This is a genomic window from Citrobacter sp. Cpo061 (assembly GCF_030332845.1).
Lineage (GTDB): Bacteria > Pseudomonadota > Gammaproteobacteria > Enterobacterales > Enterobacteriaceae > Citrobacter > Citrobacter portucalensis.
In genome coordinates this window covers 1-16,193 of sequence record NZ_JAOWHB010000052.1, presented here as the reverse complement: position 1 = coordinate 16,193, position 16,193 = coordinate 1, and the positions used below count along the sequence as shown (strand labels likewise).

At 50.3% G+C, this 16,193-nt stretch carries 18 protein-coding genes and 3 tRNA genes; 15 read left to right on the top strand and 6 right to left on the bottom strand.

The genetic code is table 11. From position 1 onward, the window contains the following. Positions 1 to 59: 59 nt before the first annotated feature. Positions 60 to 473 (top strand): lipoprotein YedD, encoded by a 414-nt coding sequence (gene yedD, locus OGX97_RS18565; RefSeq protein ID WP_003030454.1) that lies wholly within the window; start codon positions 60 to 62, stop codon positions 471 to 473. Positions 474 to 513: 40 nt separating this feature from the next. Here the strand turns inward: yedD and amyA are convergent, their stop codons facing one another. The 4 genes from amyA to fliD form a co-directional block, all read right to left on the bottom strand. Then, a complete protein-coding gene (amyA, locus tag OGX97_RS18560) occupies positions 514 to 2,001 on the bottom strand; it encodes an alpha-amylase (RefSeq protein ID WP_279851085.1) in 1,488 nt (495 codons plus the stop codon). A 68-nt stretch (positions 2,002 to 2,069) separates the two neighbouring features. Then, the gene (gene fliT / locus OGX97_RS18555; RefSeq protein ID WP_008785101.1) at positions 2,070 to 2,441 is read right to left on the bottom strand and encodes a flagella biosynthesis regulatory protein FliT; all 372 of its coding nucleotides are present in this window, start codon (positions 2,439 to 2,441) and stop codon (positions 2,070 to 2,072) included. Beyond that, entirely contained in the window at positions 2,441 to 2,848 is a 408-nt protein-coding gene (gene fliS / locus OGX97_RS18550) for a flagellar export chaperone FliS (RefSeq protein WP_164562649.1), read from the bottom strand. Before fliS ends, fliT begins: the two co-directional genes overlap by 1 nt. Before the next feature lie 15 nt (positions 2,849 to 2,863). Continuing rightward, positions 2,864 to 4,270, bottom strand: a complete 1,407-nt coding sequence (fliD, locus tag OGX97_RS18545; protein WP_279851084.1) for a flagellar filament capping protein FliD — start codon at positions 4,268 to 4,270, stop codon at positions 2,864 to 2,866. Positions 4,271 to 4,525: 255 nt separating this feature from the next. Here fliD and OGX97_RS18540 point away from each other — a divergent pair, with 255 nt between their 5' ends. The 8 genes from OGX97_RS18540 (at position 4,526) to sdiA (ending at position 11,879) form a co-directional block, all read left to right on the top strand. Then, positions 4,526 to 6,001, top strand: coding sequence for a flagellin N-terminal helical domain-containing protein (locus tag OGX97_RS18540; RefSeq protein WP_279851083.1), 1,476 nt, complete (start codon positions 4,526 to 4,528; stop codon positions 5,999 to 6,001). Positions 6,002 to 6,163: 162 nt separating this feature from the next. Then, positions 6,164 to 6,883, top strand: coding sequence for an RNA polymerase sigma factor FliA (locus OGX97_RS18535; protein ID WP_003030465.1), 720 nt, complete (start codon positions 6,164 to 6,166; stop codon positions 6,881 to 6,883). Positions 6,884 to 6,940: 57 nt separating this feature from the next. Continuing rightward, the gene (gene fliZ, locus OGX97_RS18530) at positions 6,941 to 7,492 is read left to right on the top strand and encodes a flagella biosynthesis regulatory protein FliZ (RefSeq protein WP_279851082.1); all 552 of its coding nucleotides are present in this window, start codon (positions 6,941 to 6,943) and stop codon (positions 7,490 to 7,492) included. Between the two features lie 100 nt (positions 7,493 to 7,592). Continuing rightward, positions 7,593 to 8,393: a cystine ABC transporter substrate-binding protein gene (gene tcyJ / locus OGX97_RS18525; protein WP_279851081.1), complete on the top strand. Its 801-nt coding sequence runs from the start codon at positions 7,593 to 7,595 to the stop codon at positions 8,391 to 8,393. Positions 8,394 to 8,500: 107 nt separating this feature from the next. Continuing rightward, positions 8,501 to 9,487 (top strand): D-cysteine desulfhydrase, encoded by a 987-nt coding sequence (dcyD, locus tag OGX97_RS18520; protein ID WP_118262559.1) that lies wholly within the window; start codon positions 8,501 to 8,503, stop codon positions 9,485 to 9,487. Positions 9,488 to 9,508: 21 nt separating this feature from the next. Further along, positions 9,509 to 10,177, top strand: coding sequence for a cystine ABC transporter permease (gene tcyL, locus OGX97_RS18515; protein WP_003030474.1), 669 nt, complete (start codon positions 9,509 to 9,511; stop codon positions 10,175 to 10,177). Beyond that, positions 10,174 to 10,926, top strand: a complete 753-nt coding sequence (gene tcyN, locus OGX97_RS18510; protein WP_003030477.1) for an L-cystine ABC transporter ATP-binding protein TcyN — start codon at positions 10,174 to 10,176, stop codon at positions 10,924 to 10,926. Before tcyL ends, tcyN begins: the two co-directional genes overlap by 4 nt. A 230-nt stretch (positions 10,927 to 11,156) precedes the next feature. Beyond that, on the top strand, positions 11,157 to 11,879 hold the full coding sequence (sdiA, locus tag OGX97_RS18505; protein WP_191227075.1) for a transcriptional regulator SdiA: 723 nt from the start codon (positions 11,157 to 11,159) through the stop codon (positions 11,877 to 11,879). Between the two features lie 66 nt (positions 11,880 to 11,945). Here the strand turns inward: sdiA and OGX97_RS18500 are convergent, their stop codons facing one another. Further along, positions 11,946 to 12,170, bottom strand: a complete 225-nt coding sequence (locus OGX97_RS18500) for a DUF2594 family protein (RefSeq protein WP_003030482.1) — start codon at positions 12,168 to 12,170, stop codon at positions 11,946 to 11,948. A 19-nt stretch (positions 12,171 to 12,189) separates the two neighbouring features. Continuing rightward, entirely contained in the window at positions 12,190 to 12,333 is a 144-nt protein-coding gene (locus OGX97_RS23305; RefSeq protein ID WP_420291770.1) for a hypothetical protein, read from the bottom strand. A 296-nt stretch (positions 12,334 to 12,629) separates the two neighbouring features. Between OGX97_RS23305 and uvrY the strand changes: the two genes are divergently transcribed. From uvrY to OGX97_RS18470, 6 genes are all read left to right on the top strand, one after another. After that, the gene (gene uvrY, locus OGX97_RS18495) at positions 12,630 to 13,286 is read left to right on the top strand and encodes a UvrY/SirA/GacA family response regulator transcription factor (RefSeq protein ID WP_003834023.1); all 657 of its coding nucleotides are present in this window, start codon (positions 12,630 to 12,632) and stop codon (positions 13,284 to 13,286) included. Next, entirely contained in the window at positions 13,283 to 15,115 is a 1,833-nt protein-coding gene (gene uvrC / locus OGX97_RS18490; RefSeq protein WP_218659161.1) for an excinuclease ABC subunit UvrC, read from the top strand. The genes uvrY and uvrC overlap by 4 nt, the downstream gene beginning before the upstream one ends. Before the next feature lie 55 nt (positions 15,116 to 15,170). Continuing rightward, on the top strand, positions 15,171 to 15,719 hold the full coding sequence (gene pgsA, locus OGX97_RS18485; RefSeq protein WP_003030490.1) for a CDP-diacylglycerol--glycerol-3-phosphate 3-phosphatidyltransferase: 549 nt from the start codon (positions 15,171 to 15,173) through the stop codon (positions 15,717 to 15,719). 151 nt (positions 15,720 to 15,870) lie between these two features. After that, positions 15,871 to 15,946, top strand: a tRNA-Gly gene (locus tag OGX97_RS18480). Between the two features lie 51 nt (positions 15,947 to 15,997). Then, a tRNA-Cys gene (locus OGX97_RS18475) sits at positions 15,998 to 16,071 on the top strand. 12 nt (positions 16,072 to 16,083) lie between these two features. Then, positions 16,084 to 16,170, top strand: a tRNA-Leu gene (locus tag OGX97_RS18470). Positions 16,171 to 16,193 lie beyond the last annotated feature (23 nt).

Here is a 16,193-nt window from a genome sequence, read left to right as displayed (position 1 = left end):
GCTGGCGACATCAGGCCTTTAATGCCACAATCCCATTTTCTTCGCATGCAGGATGAATGATGAAAAAATTAGCAATCGTTGGTGTATTTCTGGCGCTTACCGGATGCGCCGAAGTAGAAAATTATAACGACGTGGTGAAAACGCCAGCGCCAGCCGGTCTGGAAGGATACTGGCAGTCAAAAGGTCCACAACGCAGTCTGGTCAGCCCGGAAGCCATTGCCAGCCTGGTGATAACGAAAGAGGGCGATACGCTGGATTGTCGCCAATGGCAGCGGGTGATCGCGCTGCCGGGGAAACTGACGATGCTCTCTGGCGATCTCACCAACGTGACGGTGAAACGCGAGCTGTACGAGATCGAGCGCGAAGGCAATACGCTGGAATATGACGGTATGACGCTGCAGCGGGTGGATCGCCCGACGCAGGAATGTGCTGACGCGTTAAAGAAAACGCCGCTGGCAACACCGCTGCCATAAGCCGTACGCCCCGGTAACCATCGGTCACCGGGGTTGAGCTTTACAACACGTCTTCAATCACCCACACGCTGACGCCCCCACCGTTACAATAAAACGCCGCTTCGCCGTTTTCATCGGTGACCACGCTTTCTTCACGATTTCCCAGATAGTCACGCCAGGTTTTATTGCCATAATTGGCGCCGAGATTGATGGTCTTTTCTCCGTCATCGCCGTTAGACAACACCACCACACAGCCGGGATCCTCGTCCGTGCCGCTGCGGCTAAAAGCGATACAGTTAGGATGATCGAAAAAGAGTGTCTGTACCCCGTGCGCGAAGCGCTGGCGCGCGAGGATCAGTTCATCAAGTTGTTCAATGATCGGCATGTCGATAGGATAAGTTTCGCCATCGCCGCCGGTGTCTTCGTAATGCGCTCCGTAGAGGTCAGGGTAAAACACCGACGGTACGCCATTTTCGCGCAACAGGATCAGCGCGTAGGCCAGCGGCTTAAACCATGGTTCGACGGGGGCTTCGAGTGCCTGCAAGGGTTGGGTGTCGTGATTGGCGACCAGCGTGACGGCATGAAAAGGATCGGCCTCCACCAGAGTGTCGGTGAAAATCTGGCTCATGTCGTAATCGCGGCCCTGACGGGAAGCTTCGTGGAATTTCATCTGCAAAGGGGCGTCGAACAGCATAGTTTTCCCCTCCACCTGATTAATGTAGGTTTGCAGCTTATCGACTTCATGGGACCAGTATTCCGCCACAATAAACAGCGGCTTGGGCGCAACCTCCTGCACGTGCTCAATCCACTCTTTATAAAACCATGCCGGAATATGTTTCACGGCATCTAAACGAAAACCGTCACACTGGGTTTGCTCAATTACCCAACGTGCCCAGTATTTAAGCTCCTCAGTCACCGCGTGATTGCGAAAATCAATGTTTTCGCCCATCAGATAATCAAAATTACCTAATTCATCATCAACCTGATCGTTCCAGCCTTCGCCGGTGTAGTCGTTAACGATTTTAAAAATCCCGTCTTCGGTTGGGTTCTCGATATGGTCAATGCCGCTGAAGCATTTAAAATCCCAAATGAATTGCGAGTACTGGCCAGCGCGGGCAGGGAAGGTATAGCGCGTCCAGCCCTCGCACTCGATAATCTCATCATCTATTTGCGTGCGATCTTCGGCGTTAACGCGCTGGACGCGGATCTTTTCTTTCTCATCAGCGCCCATTTTGTGGTTAACCACCACGTCCAGCAGTACGGAGATGTCGTTATGCTTTAGCGCGTCTATCGCTGCCAGCAGCTGGTTTTTATCACCGTATTTGGTGGCGACGGTTCCCTTTTGGTCGAATTCGCCCAAGTCAAACAGATCGTAGGAATCATAGCCAACGGAATAGCCGCCGGAGGCGCCTTTATAAGCGGGGGGCAGCCATACCATATTGATGCCGATATCATTGAGTCCGCCTGCGCGTTCGGCAAGCTCGGGCCAGAGTTGACCGCCATCAGGGTAATACCAGTGGAAGTACTGCAATAACGTGGGATTTTTCATCTTCCGTGCTCCAGAAGTCGTTTGGCCGACCTCTGGAGTATGGAAGATAATTCAGACGAGACGGGAAATTATTGTGGCGAGGTGGGGGCGTCGGGTACCAGCAGCATGCCGGAAAGACGGCCATAGGCGTTATTCAGCGTCTTTTGGCGTGTCGACTGGCCGATGAGGTTGCTGAGCTCATCCAGGCGCTGCTGCAACAACGTTTTGAGCAGTTGTTCGTTATCCAGCGTCTGTTTAATGTACCCGGCCACTAAGTCCTGAATACTTCGCGTAATGCCCGGTGGAGTTTGCTCTTCCATGACCACTTCAATACTTTGCAGATAGGTAACTTCCTGTTCCAGTAAAAGGTCCCATTCACCACGCTGCGCCAGTTCCAGCAGCGAGTGACTGAGTAGCGCGATGCGCTGCCAACGGTTGATAAACTCCACGGCTGAGGTCATTAACGAGACTCCTGGGACGACGCTTTCGGTGAGATCTGTTTCCAGGCATCTGCAATGTTGCCGAGTAACTCTTCGACTTCTTCAATGGCCTGACAATCATTACGCAAGTTAGCTTGCAGTAAACGGCGGATCATATAGTCATACAGCGAGGACAGGTTAGTGGCGATTTCACCGCCAGTTTCCTGATCCAGGCCTGCTTTCAGACCATTGTCGATAATGTTAATGGCTTTACTTAATGCTTCACCTTTGGCGACGATATCACCCTGTTGCATAAACAGGCGAGCGCGCACGAGGGCGCTGTTCGCGCCGTCAAACAACATTTCAATCAGCTGATGTGGGCTGGCGCTCATTACGCCACTCTCTATGCTGACCTGTGCATAGGCTTTGGTACCGCTCGCGGTATACATACTTACCTCGTGTTATCAGGAATTACTCATCGCTGTAAATTGCTGGCCAAGATAGTTACTGGTGCTATTCAGCTTACTCATCATGCTATCAAGCTGGGTAAACTGTGCTTTGTAGCGCGCGACGGTATCGTCGATGCTGTTGCTGACGGCCAGATACTGTTTGGTCAATTTTTTCAGCGTGGCGTTAATATTGTCCTGGGCAACGTCAATAATGCCGTCATCGGCCAGGTAACCTTTTACTTCGGTGGCGATTTTGGTGGTAATACCGGTTTCTTTACCGTCACCAACCAGTAATTGACGAGTCGCTGCGGTGTTATCTTTCAGCGCTTTTTCCAGCTTGGATTCGTCAATTTTCAGCTTGCCTGAGGTACCGTCAGTGGTAATACCGATTTCACCCAACGTTTTGAATGCGCCGTCGCTGGCACCATTGGAAAACTGGGCACGTATCCCTGTCTGAATAGTGCGTACAGCGCTATCGCCGAGTAATGCACCATTATTCGTGTCCTGGGTTTCGGCACCTGGATCAACTTCAGTGTATTTGGTCAGCGTTGAGAACGTATCCAGTAGCGAGTTATAGGCATCAACCCAACCTTTGATCGCTTCTGTTGCTTTATCATTGCTCTTGGTGACAGTGATCCGCGCGTCGGTCACTTCTTTAGTCAGATTCAGCGTCACACCCTGCGGGGCATCGGTAATGGTGTTGCTTGGGCGTTCAATATCAATACCGTTAACTTTCAACAGCGCATTTTTGGCTTCCACCAGCTGTTTCATATTTCCGCTGCCGGCGGTGCTGTCGTATGCCAGTAAGTCATTAAGCTTACTGTCGCCGCTGACGGAAATGGTCATCTTATTATCGACACCGCTATCGGCCGTTAATACCAGCTGATAATCATTTTCTTTAACTTTAACGATACTGGCGGAAATACCGCTGTCGGCGTCGTTAATGGCATCACGGATCCCTTCCAACGACGTTTGGTCTTTGCTGAGTTTAATTTCCAGCGGTTTTTCACGGCCTTTTTGCTCAATTTTAATGGTGCGGCTTTCGGAGGAGGTATCACCCAACGCTTCCTTCGTTGAGCTGATGCCACTTTTGGTACTTAATGATTGCGCCTGTGCCAGTTGTGTAACGCTAACGGTATAGATCCCGGGGGCTGCGCCGGCAGAGGTCGATACCTTAAGGTCTTCTGTACTGCTGGTTACTGTGGTACTTTTAAACAGATCGGCACTGTTCAGCGCTGTGTTTGCTGTCTGAAATTTTTCTAACGCGCTTTTTAGCGTGCCGTAGGCGGTTAATCTTGCCGTATTCGTACTCTGCTGTTGGGTAATTGGGTTTAAGCGTTTTTTTTCAGCAGTCGTTAAGTTTGTCAGCAATGTGTCCAGTGGTAAGTTTGAGCCGACGCCCAATGAAGTAAATGAAGGCATGCCTAATTCCTTGTGATTGCAAACAGTAGTTAAGCGGGTTATCGGCAATCTGCGCGCAAAGTTTAATGATAGTTTTATAAAAATAATGCGCAGAATAATGGCATATAAAGAGGGTATTTCACGGGCTAAGAAAAAAAACGACGGAAAGTAAAAATTTTCTAAAGTTCGAAATTAAGGTGCCGATACATGGGTTACGGTGAGAAACCGTGGGCAACAGCCCAATAACATCAAGTTGTAATTGATAAGGAAAAGATCATGGCACAAGTCATCAATACAAACAGCCTGTCGCTGTTGACCCAGAACAACCTGAACAAATCTCAGTCTACTCTGAGCTCCGCTATCGAGCGTCTGTCCTCTGGTCTGCGTATCAATAGCGCGAAAGACGATGCGGCTGGCCAGGCGATTGCTAACCGCTTCACCTCTAACATCAAAGGTCTGACTCAGGCTTCCCGTAACGCCAACGACGGTATCTCCATCGCGCAGACCACTGAAGGCGCGCTGAACGAAATCAACAACAACCTGCAGCGTGTACGTGAACTGTCTGTTCAGGCAGCGAATGGCTCAAACTCTGGTTCTGACTTGGATTCTATTCAGGCCGAAATTACTCAGCGTCTTAGTGAAATTGACCGTGTTTCCGGTCAGACTCAGTTTAACGGCGTGAAAGTTCTGGCTCAGGACAACACCCTGAAAATCCAGGTTGGTGCAAATGATAATGAAAGCATTTCCATCAATCTCAAGGAAATCACAAGTGGTACTCTGGGGCTCAATGGTTTCCGCGTTACTGGTGACAAAGCCGCAACTTCCGATCAATTGATAAAAGATTTTGGCGCTACTGGTACTAAAGCTTATAGCTTAGGTGGTACTAATTACGAAGTGAATGTCGTAACAGGTAATGTTGAAAATAAAACTGCTTCTAAAGCTGCATTCGTAGGTGCTTCATCAGGTGCGTTAATTACTGATAGTACGAATAAGGCGGTTGATGTAACTGCTGGTGCTCCAGAAGTAGCCGTTGCAGCAAAAGATGTGAAACAGGGAAATACCTTCAGTTGGAAAGGGACGACTTGGAAAGCTGCGGGTGATACTGATGGATTCGGTAACGGTAGCTTTACAGCAAAAATAGATGGTAAAGATATTACGCTGACGGTCAGTGATTCGACGACGGATACTGGTACAGGTGCGAAGTTAACAGTTTCTGGGGGTGCTCTGTACGAAGAAGGTGCTGCTGGAGGAACGAATAAACTGACTACGCACGGAACTAACGCCGCAGCAAAAGAATCTGATCTTGTTCAACAGAAAGCAAGCCTTACTGGTGGCTCCTTAACAGTCGGAGCGGTTAATTACAAAGTAGATTCGGCTGGTAATGTATCAAATACAGGTGGAACGCAACAGATTTTTGTTCAAAATGCGGGTACTGCTAACGCTAAACTTGTTGAGCAGGACAAAGCAAGTGAAGCTACGCGTAACCAGTTAGATGTATTAGATAAAGCGATTGCTCAGGTTGATACCTTCCGTGGCGACCTCGGTGCGGTGCAGAACCGTTTCGATTCCACCATCACTAACTTGGGTAATACCGTTAACAACCTGACTTCTGCACGTAGCCGTATCGAAGATGCTGACTACGCGACCGAAGTGTCCAACATGTCCAAAGCACAGATCCTGCAACAAGCAGGTACCTCTGTACTGGCACAGGCCAACCAGGTTCCGCAGAACGTTCTGTCTCTGCTGCGTTAATTTACGCGTACTGTGCAAACCCCGCTCCGGCGGGGTTTTTTATATTTAGCTTTACCCGTAACCCCCAAATAACCCCCCATTTCACCCACTATTCACCCGATTAAAACCCCTGCAGAAACGGATAATCATGCCGATAACTCATTTAACGCAGGGCTGTTTATCGTGAATTCACTGTATACCGCTGAAGGTGTAATGGATAAACACTCGCTGTGGCAGCGTTATGTACCGTTGGTGCGTCACGAAGCATTGCGCCTTCAGGTGCGTTTGCCGGCGAGCGTAGAACTGGATGACCTGCTACAAGCGGGCGGCATCGGGTTATTGAATGCCGTTGACCGATATGACGCTTTGCAAGGAACGGCATTTACCACTTACGCAGTGCAGCGTATTCGTGGAGCTATGCTGGACGAACTACGTAGCCGGGATTGGGTGCCGCGTAGCGTTCGGCGCAATGCTCGCGAAGTGGCACAGGCGATGGGACAACTGGAGCAGGAATTAGGGCGCAACGCGACGGAAACCGAGGTGGCGGCGCGTCTGGCTATTCCTGTGCAAGAGTATCGTCAGATGTTGCTCGATACCAATAATAGCCAGCTCTTCTCTTATGACGAGTGGCGGGAAGAGCATGGCGATAGTATTGAGCTGGTGACGGAAGAACATCAGCAGGAAAACCCGTTACAACAGCTTCTTGAGGGTAACCTCCGCCAGCGCGTGATGGACGCGATCGAGGCGTTGCCGGAGCGCGAAAAGCTGGTGTTAACGCTGTACTACCAGGAAGAGCTGAATCTGAAAGAGATTGGCGCGGTACTGGAAGTCGGGGAATCACGGGTCAGCCAGTTGCACAGTCAGGCCATCAAACGTCTACGCACCAAGCTGGGTAAGCTATAGGGGTACATCATTACCCCTGAACAATGCCGCATTACGAATTGACTACCAGGAGTTCTCATGACGGTGCAGCAATCAAAAAGACGGCCTCTAAGCCGCTACCTCAAAGATTTCAAACACAGCCAGACGCATTGCGCCCATTGCTTTAAGTTGCTCGACCGGATCACGCTGGTTCGTCGTGGGCAAATTGTGAATAAAATCGCCATCGCCCGACTGGACACTTTGTTGGATGAAGCCGAGTGGGAACAGGAGAAAAAAGAGTGGGTGGCACTGTGTCGTTTTTGCGGTGATTTGCATTGCAAAGAGCAGAGCGAATTTTTCGATATCATTGGTTTTAAACAGTTTTTATTTGAGCAGACCGAAATGAGTCACGGCACGGTACGTGAATACGTTGTCCGCCTGCGTCGCCTCGGAAATCACCTGACCGAACAAAATATCTCTCATGACCTGCTGCAGGAAGGGTTCCTCGACGAAAACCTTGCCCCGTGGCTGCCGGAAACCAGCACCAACAATTACCGCATCGCCTTACGTAAGTATGAGCAGTTCAAAGCCCATACCCATATGGGACATATGCAGAAATCCTCCTGGACAGCCAGTTCTGATATATATTAAAAACGAATAAGGTGTAACAGAGTCGTGTTTGTGGAACACAGTAAACGCTTTACACTGTAGTCATAAATGATAGTCACTAATGACAATATTCGGGGTAACTATGAAATTAGCACTTCTGGGACGTCAGGCTCTGATGGGTGTAATGGCTGTTGCACTTGTCGCCGGAATGAGCGTAAAGACTTATGCAGATGAAGGTCTGTTAAATAAAGTTAAAGAGCGCGGCACGCTGCTGGTGGGCCTGGAAGGGACCTATCCCCCGTTTAGTTTTCAGGGCGATGACGGCAAGCTGACCGGTTTCGAAGTGGAGTTTGCTGAGGAACTGGCCAAGCACCTTGGGGTGAAAGCTAACCTGAAGCCGACCAAGTGGGACGGTATGCTGGCCTCTCTTGATTCCAAGCGCATTGACGTGGTCATCAACCAGGTGACCATCTCTGACGAACGTAAGAAAAAATACGATTTCTCTACCCCGTATACGGTTTCTGGTATTCAGGCGCTGGTGAAGAAAGGCAATGAAGGCGTTATTAAGACTGCCGCCGATCTGAAAGGTAAAAAAGTCGGCGTTGGTCTGGGTACCAACTATGAAGAGTGGCTGCGTCAGAACGTGCAGGGCGTGGATATTCGTACCTATGATGATGATCCGACTAAATACCAGGATCTGCGCGTAGGCCGTATCGATTCCATTCTGGTTGACCGCCTGGCCGCACTGGACCTGGTGAAAAAAACCAAGGATACGCTGGCTGTCACCGGTGAAGCATTCTCCCGCCAGGAGTCCGGCGTGGCGCTGCGCAAAGACAATGAAGATCTGCTGAAAGCGGTTGATGCTGCCATTGCCGAAATGCAAAAAGACGGTACGCTGAAAGCGCTGTCTGAAAAATGGTTTGGAGCGGATGTGACGAAATAATCGTCATCCGATGAAAAAAGGCGCCTTTAACAGCGCCTTTTTTTATTTCATTGCGCCTGAACGTGCATAATAAAAAGAACATCACAACAACGAATACCGGAGGCTGTATGCCGCTGCATAACTTAACGCGCTTTCCACGTCTGGAATTTATTGGCGCGCCAACGCCGCTCGAATATCTTCCACGCTTCTCCGACCACCTTGGGCGCGATATTTTCATCAAACGCGATGACGTCACGCCGATGGCCATGGGTGGCAATAAGCTGCGTAAGCTGGAATTCCTGGCCGCAGACGCACTTCGTGAAGGCGCTGATACGCTGATAACCGCGGGTGCCATCCAGTCTAACCATGTGCGCCAGACGGCGGCGGTAGCGGCTAAGCTTGGCCTGCACTGCGTGGCGCTGTTGGAAAATCCGATTGGTACCACGGCGGAAAACTATCTCACCAATGGCAACCGTCTGCTGCTGGACCTGTTTAATACGCAGATCGAAATGTGCGATGCGCTGACCGACCCGAATGCGCAACTTCAGGAACTGGCGACGCGCATTGAAGCACAGGGCTTCCGCCCGTATGTGATCCCCGTTGGCGGTTCTAACGCCCTGGGCGCATTGGGTTATGTGGAAAGCGCGCTGGAAATTGCCCAGCAGTGTGAAGGGGCCGTTGCGCTTTCTTCCGTTGTGGTGGCATCGGGCAGCGCGGGAACGCACGCCGGGCTGGCCGTCGGTCTGGAACAACTGATGCCAGACGTCGAGCTGATCGGCGTGACCGTCTCGCGCAGCGTCGCCGATCAAAAGCCCAAAGTAGTAACGTTACAGCAGGACATTGCCCGCGAACTGGAACTGACGGCCTCGGCGGATATCCTGTTATGGGACGATTATTTTGCGCCGGGCTACGGTACGCCAAACGAAGAAGGCATGGAGGCGGTAAAACTGCTGGCGCGCCTGGAAGGCATTTTGTTGGATCCGGTGTATACCGGTAAGGCGATGGCGGGTTTGATTGACGGCATCAGCCAGAAGCGCTTCAAAGACGAAGGGCCAATCCTCTTTATTCATACCGGTGGGGCACCTGCACTGTTTGCCTACCATCCTCACGTGTAACAACCAGGTCGAAAAACGCTAATGCATGAAAGTATCCAACTGGTAATTGATTCTCTGCCGTATCTGCTCAAAGGCGCGGTTTTTACGCTGCAACTGAGTATCGGCGGGATGTTTTTTGGCCTCGTACTGGGGTTTATCCTGGCGTTGATGCGTCTGTCGCCGCTGCTGCCTGTGCGCTGGCTGGCGCGTTTTTATATCTCTATTTTTCGTGGAACACCGCTAATTGCCCAGCTGTTTATGATCTATTACGGTCTGCCGCAGTTTGGTATTGAGCTTGATCCCATCCCGGCGGCGATGATTGGCTTGTCGCTGAATACGGCAGCCTATGCTGCGGAAACTCTGCGTGCGGCAATCTCTTCCATCGATAAAGGGCAGTGGGAGGCGGGGGCCAGTATTGGTATGACGCGCTGGCAGACCATGCGCCGGGCAATCCTGCCGCAGGCTGCGCGCGTTGCGTTGCCGCCGCTGAGCAACAGCTTTATCAGTCTGGTGAAAGATACCTCTTTGGCCGCCACTATTCAGGTACCGGAACTGTTCCGTCAGGCGCAGCTGATTACCTCGCGTACGCTGGAAGTCTTTACGATGTATCTGGCGGCCTCGTTGATTTACTGGGTGATGGCGACGGTACTTTCTGCACTGCAAAACTATTTTGAAGAACAACTGAACCGCCAGGAGAGAGAGCCGAAATGAGTGCTATCGAAGTCAGAAACCTGGTCAAAAAATTTCATGGGCAAACGGTGCTGCATGGGATCGATCTTGACGTCAAACCTGGTGAAGTAGTAGCGATTATTGGGCCGAGCGGATCGGGCAAAACCACGCTGCTGCGTAGCATTAATTTGCTGGAGCAACCGGAGGCGGGCACTATTAAAGTGGGTGAGATTACCATAGATACCGCGCGTTCGTTGACCCAGCAGAAAGGGCTGATTCGTCAGTTACGTCAGCACGTCGGTTTTGTGTTCCAGAACTTTAATTTGTTCCCGCATCGGACGGTGCTGGAAAACATTATTGAAGGGCCGGTGATAGTCAAAGGTGAACCAAAAGCTGAAGCGACAGCTCGTGCGCGTGAATTGCTGGCGAAAGTCGGGTTGGCGGGCAAAGAAACCAGCTATCCGCGGCGTTTATCGGGCGGACAGCAGCAGCGCGTAGCGATTGCCCGAGCGCTGGCGATGCGACCTGAGGTTATTCTTTTTGATGAACCGACCTCTGCGCTCGATCCGGAGCTGGTTGGCGAGGTGCTGAATACTATTCGCCAGTTGGCGCAGGAAAAACGCACCATGGTGATTGTGACGCATGAAATGAGCTTTGCTCGCGATGTTGCCGATAGAGCGATATTTATGGATCAAGGACGGATAGTGGAGCAGGGACCAGCAAAATCCTTATTCACGCATCCGCAGCAGCCGCGTACCCGCCAGTTTCTTGAGAAGTTTTTGATGCAATAAATAGTGCATATAGCACTCGTCGGAATTGTTTCTGGCGAGTGCTGTTCGCATAACTATTTATAATTATTGCTTTATTATTAACGCTTGAATCTGTTACTTCCTTCCACTGTTGAGTAATACTCAAGTAATTCTTCATTTGTCCGATAATTTGCATATATAAAATACATTTATGTGTTAGCTTGTTTCATATGTTTGGATGATTATCAATCTCAGGGGCATTACCACTTAGTATGCAGGATCATGATTTCTTCACCTGGCGACGGAGCATGCTGTTACGCTTTCAGGAAATGGCGACGGCAGAGGATGTCTATACGGAATTACAACAACAGACGCAGTACTTAGAGTTCGATTTCTACGCACTCTGTGTTCGTCATCCCGTTCCCTTTACCCGTCCTAAAACGTCACTTCATACGACCTATCCAAAAGCATGGGTGGCGCATTATCAGTCCGAGAATTATTTCGCCATTGATCCGGTGCTGAAGCCTGAAAACTTCAGTCAGGGGCATTTACCCTGGAACGATACTCTGTTTCGCGATGCGCAACCTTTGTGGGACGCCGCACGCAATCACGGTTTACGCAAAGGGATGACGCAATGCTTAATGTTGCCTAATCGGGCGTTGGGTTTTTTATCGGTATCGCGTGCAAGTATCCGTAACAGTCGCCTTGCGAGCGATGAAGTGGAGCTCAGGATGCAGCTTCTGGTACGGGAAAGCCTGTCTGTACTGACGCGGCTGGAAGATGACATGGTTATGGCGCCAGAAATGCGCTTTAGCAAGCGGGAAAAGGAAATATTGAAATGGACGGCGGAGGGGAAGACCTCTTCAGAGATAGCCATCATTCTGTCGATTTCTGAAAATACCGTGAACTTCCATCAGAAGAATATGCAAAAGAAATTCAATGCACCAAACAAAACGCAGATAGCCTGTTATGCCGCGGCAACCGGGCTTATCTGAGTAAATTATCGTTCTGAGTGTCAGACGCAAAACCGGCTGAGAGCATTGCTATCAGCCGGTTTCTTTTTACTGGCGGTAAGCTTGTTTAATTTGCTTAACCGTGTTGGAAAATACCGCCGCCTGTGATTGATCTTCAATCAGCGCGAGCTGTTTTTCCATTTTAAGAATCACGCGGCCTGCATCGGCTTGACCCATTGCCTGCAGCATCAGCGTTAACATGGCTTTCAGGCAGGTGACTTCGTTGGCCAGTTCCTGGTTATTCTCAGCAGTGGAAAAGTCAGGCGTACTCATTTATTTTCCTCGTTATGTTTCAATGAAAAAGTGCGATGTTAAATCTTAAGGCGGCGGAGTATACCATAAGCGAGGCTAAAAATATCTGTGGTTGTTTTTTGCGCGGACCAATGTTGTGGACATTAAAATAAACAACATGTTGCAGTGCATATATTTTCTCCATATGTTGTTTATTTCGAGTATTTTCCTCGTTAATTATTGTTACAACTTTGACTGCCTATTTTGCATTCAGCGGGGGAATATGAATTTTTTGTCACTATTCTGAAACAGCTATGCAGATATAACCGTGGCAGAAGGCTGTCAGGACTGAAAGTTTCCACTCGTCGTACAATCTAATTTCCAAAAACGAGAGCAAAATCGAAAGTCGGGCGTTTTTTACATTTCAAAGTTGAGATAAAACCCGTTAACATAGGGCCGATTAACTATCGGTAGCGTTATCCCTATTCTGGAGATATTCCTTTGATCAACGTTTTTCTTGTTGATGACCACGAACTGGTGCGCGCAGGGATACGACGCATTCTGGAAGATATAAAAGGCATAAAAGTTGTCGGCGAAGCGTGCTGCGGTGAAGATGCGGTAAAATGGTGCCGCTCAAATTCCGTTGACGTTGTGCTGATGGATATGAATATGCCCGGTATTGGCGGTCTGGAAGCAACCCGCAAAATTGCGCGTTCCACGGCAGACATTAAAGTGATCATGCTGACGGTACACACCGAAAACCCATTACCTGCAAAAGTTATGCAGGCAGGGGCCGCAGGGTATCTCAGCAAAGGCGCCGCCCCCCAGGAAGTAGTGAGTGCGATTCGTTCGGTTTTTTCCGGGCAGCGTTATATTGCCTCCGATATCGCTCAGCAAATGGCGCTCAGCCAGATTGAGCCTGAGAAAACGGAAACCCCGTTTGCCAGTTTGTCTGAACGCGAGTTGCAGATTATGCTGATGATCACCAAAGGTCAGAAGGTCAATGAGATCTCAGAGCAACTGAATCTTAGCCCTAAAACGGTGAACAGCTATCGCTATCGAATGTTCAGTAAATTAAACATTCATGGCGATGTAGAGCTGACTCACCTGGCAATTCGCCATGGCCTGTGTAATGCGGAGACATTAACAAGCCAGTGACCGATCAGTTTGATGCCAAAGCGTTCCTGAAAACCGTGACCAGTCAGCCCGGCGTCTATCGTATGTATGATACCGCCGGGACGGTTATCTATGTCGGGAAAGCGAAAGACCTGAAAAAAAGGCTTTCCAGCTACTTCCGTAGTAATCTTGCGTCACGCAAGACCGAAGCGCTGGTCGCGCAAATCCAGCAAATTGATGTCACGGTAACGCACACCGAAACCGAAGCGTTATTGCTTGAGCACAACTACATCAAGCTGTATCAGCCGCGCTATAACGTATTGCTGCGCGATGATAAATCCTACCCTTTTATATTCCTTAGCGGTGATACGCACCCGCGTCTGGCGATGCATCGCGGGGCAAAGCATGCCAAAGGCGAGTACTTTGGACCGTTCCCGAACGGTTATGCGGTGCGTGAAACGCTGGCGCTGTTGCAGAAAATATTCCCTATCCGCCAGTGCGAAAACAGCGTTTATCGCAACCGTTCTCGGCCTTGTCTGCAATATCAGATTGGCCGCTGTCTCGGTCCGTGTGTCGCGGGTCTGGTGAGTGAGGAAGAGTATGCTCAGCAGGTCGAGTATGTTCGTCTGTTCTTGTCCGGAAAAGACGATCAGGTATTAACGCAGCTGATCGCCCGCATGGAAAAGGCCAGCCAAAATCTCGAGTTTGAAGAGGCTGCGCGCATTCGTGACCAAATCCAGGCCGTACGCCGCGTGACAGAAAAACAGTTTGTCTCTAATACCGGAGACGATCTGGACGTCATTGGCGTGGCGTTTGACGCCGGTATGGCCTGTGTGCACGTTCTGTTTATTCGCCAGGGTAAAGTGCTGGGCAGCCGCAGCTATTTCCCGAAAGTACCCGGTGGCACGGAACTCGGCGAGGTCGTCGAAACCTTTGTCGGGCAGTTTTATCTGCAGGGGAGCCAGATGCGTACCTTACCCGGGGAGATCCTGCTCGATTTTAATCTTAGCGATAAAACCCTGCTGGCAGACTCTCTGTCTGAACTGGCCGGCAGAAAGATTAACGTGCAGACGAAACCGCGAGGAGATCGCGCACGTTATCTCAAGCTGGCGCGGACCAACGCGGCAGTGGCGCTCACCACGAAACTTTCTCAGCAGTCGACGATTACGCAACGTCTGACGGCGCTGGCATCGGTGTTGAAGTTACCTGCGGTGAAGCGTATGGAATGCTTCGACATCAGCCATACGATGGGTGAACAGACGGTAGCCTCCTGCGTGGTCTTTGATGCCAATGGCCCGCTGCGCGCAGAATATCGCCGTTACAATATTACCGGTATTACGCCGGGAGATGATTATGCGGCGATGAATCAGGTCTTGCGTCGGCGTTATGGTAAGGCGATTGAAGAAAGTAAGATTCCGGACGTCATATTGATCGACGGCGGTAAAGGTCAGTTAGGGCAGGCGAAAGCCGTTTTGGCTGAGTTGGACGTTCCCTGGGACAAACAGCGCCCACTCTTGCTGGGGGTGGCAAAAGGGGCCGATCGTAAAGCAGGCCTGGAAACGCTGTTCTTTGAGCCGGAAGGTGAGGGCTTTAGCCTGCCGCCGGATTCGCCTGCATTGCACGTTATCCAGCATATCCGCGATGAATCTCACGATCATGCGATTAGCGGGCATCGTAAAAAGCGGGCGAAAGTGAAAAGTACCAGCACGCTTGAGACCATCGAAGGTGTCGGGCCAAAGCGTCGCCAGATGTTGTTGAAATATATGGGAGGTTTGCAAGGTCTTCTTAACGCAAGTATCGAAGAAATTGCAAAAGTGCCGGGTATTTCGCAAGCTCTGGCAGAAAAGATCTTCTACTCGTTGAAACATTAGGCCCTCTGTAGCAACATAGGGGTAATTTCACTGACAACAGATAGTTATCCGTCATATGCAATTTAATATCCCTACGTTGCTCACGCTGTTTCGCGTCATCCTGATCCCATTCTTTGTATTGGCTTTTTACCTGCCATTCACTTGGGCTCCCTTTGTTTGTGCGCTGATCTTCTGTATCGCAGCGGTCACTGACTGGTTTGACGGTTTTCTGGCGCGCCGCTGGAACCAAAGCACGCGTTTTGGTGCCTTCCTCGATCCGGTCGCTGATAAAGTGCTGGTGGCTATCGCGATGGTCCTGGTGACAGAGCATTACCACAGCTGGTGGGTGACGCTTCCTGCCGCAACAATGATTGCGCGTGAAATTATCATCTCTGCACTGCGTGAATGGATGGCCGAACTGGGTAAACGCAGCAGCGTAGCCGTATCCTGGATCGGTAAAGTGAAAACCACTTCGCAAATGGCCGCGCTGGCCTGGCTGCTGTGGCGTCCAAATATCTGGGTAGAGTATGCTGGGATCGCACTTTTCTTCGTCGCCGCGATACTGACTTTGTGGTCAATGTTCCAGTATTTGAGCGCTGCACGTGGAGATTTGCTTGATCAGTGATCGTTTCGACGCAAATTTCAGCAAACGATCGTCAGTGGTGAAAAATATCGTTGACTCATTGCGTCAGGTAAGTAGAATGCAACGCATCGAACGGCGGCACTGATTGCCAGACGATAACAAAATCAAGTGATTAACAAAGTTACTTGGTGATGCGGGAATAGCTCAGTTGGTAGAGCACGACCTTGCCAAGGTCGGGGTCGCGAGTTCGAGTCTCGTTTCCCGCTCCAAATTTAAGACATCGGCAATAGCGGATGTCGGCTGTAAAGCCAGAAGATTTCGGCGCGTTAGCAAAGCGGTTATGTAGCGGATTGCAAATCCGTCTAGTCCGGTTCGACTCCGGAACGCGCCTCCAATTTCTTCCCGAGCCCGGATGGTGGAATCGGTAGACACAAGGGATTTAAAATCCCTCGGCGTTCGCGCTGTGTGGGTTCAAGTCCCACTCCGGGTACCATGGGAAAGAACAGAATAATCAAA

Bases quoted from the DNA above. Each gene is read 5' to 3' on its own strand.
- yedD (WP_003030454.1), top strand. From the start codon at position 60: ATGAAAAAATTAGCAATCGTTGGTGTATTTCTGGCGCTTACCGGATGC.
- amyA (WP_279851085.1), bottom strand. From the start codon at position 2,001: ATGAAAAATCCCACGTTATTGCAGTACTTCCACTGGTATTACCCTGAT.
- fliT (WP_008785101.1), bottom strand. From the start codon at position 2,441: ATGACCTCAGCCGTGGAGTTTATCAACCGTTGGCAGCGCATCGCGCTA.
- fliS (WP_164562649.1), bottom strand. From the start codon at position 2,848: ATGTATACCGCGAGCGGTACCAAAGCCTATGCACAGGTCAGCATAGAG.
- fliD (WP_279851084.1), bottom strand. From the start codon at position 4,270: ATGCCTTCATTTACTTCATTGGGCGTCGGCTCAAACTTACCACTGGAC.
- OGX97_RS18540 (WP_279851083.1), top strand. From the start codon at position 4,526: ATGGCACAAGTCATCAATACAAACAGCCTGTCGCTGTTGACCCAGAAC.
- fliZ (WP_279851082.1), top strand. From the start codon at position 6,941: ATGACGGTGCAGCAATCAAAAAGACGGCCTCTAAGCCGCTACCTCAAA.
- tcyJ (WP_279851081.1), top strand. From the start codon at position 7,593: ATGAAATTAGCACTTCTGGGACGTCAGGCTCTGATGGGTGTAATGGCT.
- dcyD (WP_118262559.1), top strand. From the start codon at position 8,501: ATGCCGCTGCATAACTTAACGCGCTTTCCACGTCTGGAATTTATTGGC.
- tcyL (WP_003030474.1), top strand. From the start codon at position 9,509: ATGCATGAAAGTATCCAACTGGTAATTGATTCTCTGCCGTATCTGCTC.
- tcyN (WP_003030477.1), top strand. From the start codon at position 10,174: ATGAGTGCTATCGAAGTCAGAAACCTGGTCAAAAAATTTCATGGGCAA.
- sdiA (WP_191227075.1), top strand. From the start codon at position 11,157: ATGCAGGATCATGATTTCTTCACCTGGCGACGGAGCATGCTGTTACGC.
- OGX97_RS18500 (WP_003030482.1), bottom strand. From the start codon at position 12,170: ATGAGTACGCCTGACTTTTCCACTGCTGAGAATAACCAGGAACTGGCC.
- OGX97_RS23305 (WP_420291770.1), bottom strand. From the start codon at position 12,333: ATGGAGAAAATATATGCACTGCAACATGTTGTTTATTTTAATGTCCAC.
- pgsA (WP_003030490.1), top strand. From the start codon at position 15,171: ATGCAATTTAATATCCCTACGTTGCTCACGCTGTTTCGCGTCATCCTG.